The sequence below is a fragment of the Streptomyces sp. 150FB genome (genome assembly GCF_000818195.1).
Taxonomy (GTDB): domain Bacteria; phylum Actinomycetota; class Actinomycetes; order Streptomycetales; family Streptomycetaceae; genus Streptomyces.
In genome coordinates this window covers 884,274-886,100 of record NZ_JTHL01000001.1, presented here as the reverse complement: position 1 = coordinate 886,100, position 1,827 = coordinate 884,274, and the positions used below count along the sequence as shown (strand labels likewise).

General features: G+C 73.9%; 1 protein-coding gene. It reads left to right on the top strand.

Annotated features, from left to right (window positions below):
- Positions 1–1,827, top strand: a 1,827-nt coding sequence (locus QR77_RS03345) for a beta-ketoacyl synthase N-terminal-like domain-containing protein (RefSeq protein ID WP_236711048.1), incomplete at both ends; no start/stop codon positions are given.

The window sequence follows — 1,827 nt, the reverse complement described above, 5'->3', positions numbered from 1 at the left end:
CCGGCTCGCGGGCGGCGGCGAGGAGGAGCGCGGCCGGATCCTCCTCACTCTCGTCCGCGCTCACGTGTCCGCTGTACTCGGTCATGTCGGCACCGAGGCGATCGCAGCGGACCGCACCTTCAAGGACCTCGGATTCGACTCGCTGACCGGCGTGGAGATCCGCAACCGCCTCAACGCCGCCACCGGGCTGCGCCTCCCGGCGACCGTGGTCTACGACCACCCGACGCCCGCCGCGCTCGTCCGCTATCTGCGGGCCGAACTGCCCGGCGGCCAGGGCGTCACCACCGCCCCGGCTCCCGCCGGCCGCCCCGCTCCCGCCGACGACGACCCGATCGCCGTCGTCGCCATGAGCTGCCGCCTCCCCGGCGGCGTACGCGGCCCCGAGGACCTGTGGCGGCTGGTCAGCACGGACGTCGACGCGATGGGCGCCTTCCCCGGGGACCGCGGCTGGGACCTGGACGGGCTGTACGACCCCGACCCCGCACGGCCCGGGACCAGTTACGCGCGTGAGGGCGGCTTCCTGCACGACGCCGCGGAGTTCGACGCGGACTTCTTCGGCATATCGCCCCGCGAGGCTCTGGCGATGGACCCGCAGCAGCGCGTGCTGCTGGAGACCTCCTGGGAGCTGTTCGAGCGCGCGGGCATCGACCCCGCCACGCTGCGCGGCAGCCGCACAGCGGTCTTCGCCGGCACCAACGGGCAGGACTACCTGGCGCTCCTGGCCGCCGCCTCGCGGCAGGAGAGTGCCGGCAGTGAGGGCTACGGCAGCACAGGCGCCGCGGCGAGCGTTGTCTCGGGCCGGATCTCCTACACCTTCGGCCTCGAAGGCCCCGCGGTCACGGTCGACACCGCCTGCTCGTCCGCTCTCGTCGCGCTCCACCTGGCCTGCCAGTCGCTGCGCCAGGGCGAGTGCGACATGGCCCTCGCGGGTGGCGTCACGGTGATGGCCACCCCGAACCAGTTCGTGTCGTTCAGCCGGCAGCGGGGTCTCGCCCCCGACGGCCGCGCCAAGCCGTTCGCCGACGCGGCCGACGGCACAGGCTGGGGCGAGGGCGCCGGCCTGCTCCTGCTGGAGCGGCTCTCGGACGCCCGCCGCAACGGGCATCAGGTGCTGGCCGTGGTGCGCGGCAGTGCGGTCAACCAGGACGGTGCCTCCAACGGACTGTCCGCCCCCAACGGCCCCTCGCAGCAGCGCGTCATCACCGAGGCCCTGGCGAACGCGGGGCTGCGGCCCGCCGAGGTGGACGCCGTGGAGGGCCACGGCACCGGCACGAAGCTCGGGGACCCCATCGAGGCGCAGGCGCTGATCGCCACCTACGGCCAGGGTCGCGAGGCTGACCGTCCACTGTTGCTGGGCTCGGTGAAGTCCAACATCGGGCACACGCAGGCGGCTGCCGGAGTCGCCGGGATCATCAAGATGATCATGGCGATGCACCACGGCGTCCTGCCCCGCTCCCTGCACATGAACGCTCCCTCGCGCCACGTGGACTGGACCGCGGGGACCGTCCGGCTGCTGGGCGAGGCGCTGCCCTGGCACCCGCGCCCCAATGCCCCGAGGCGGTTCGGCGTGTCGGCGTTCGGCATCAGCGGCACCAACGCCCACGCGATCCTGGAACAGGCCCCCGAGAGGGCCGCCGAGGAGGCTCCGGCACCGGAGCGGCGCGCCGGAACCACGGGCGTCCTCGCGTTCCCGCTGTCCGCGAAGGGCGACCCGGCCCTGCGCGAACAGGCCCGCGGCCTGCGGGCACTCCTGGAAGCCGAAGCCGAAGCCGAAGCCGAAGCCGAAGCCGAAGCCGAGGCCGAAGCCGAAGCCGAAGCCGAAGCCGG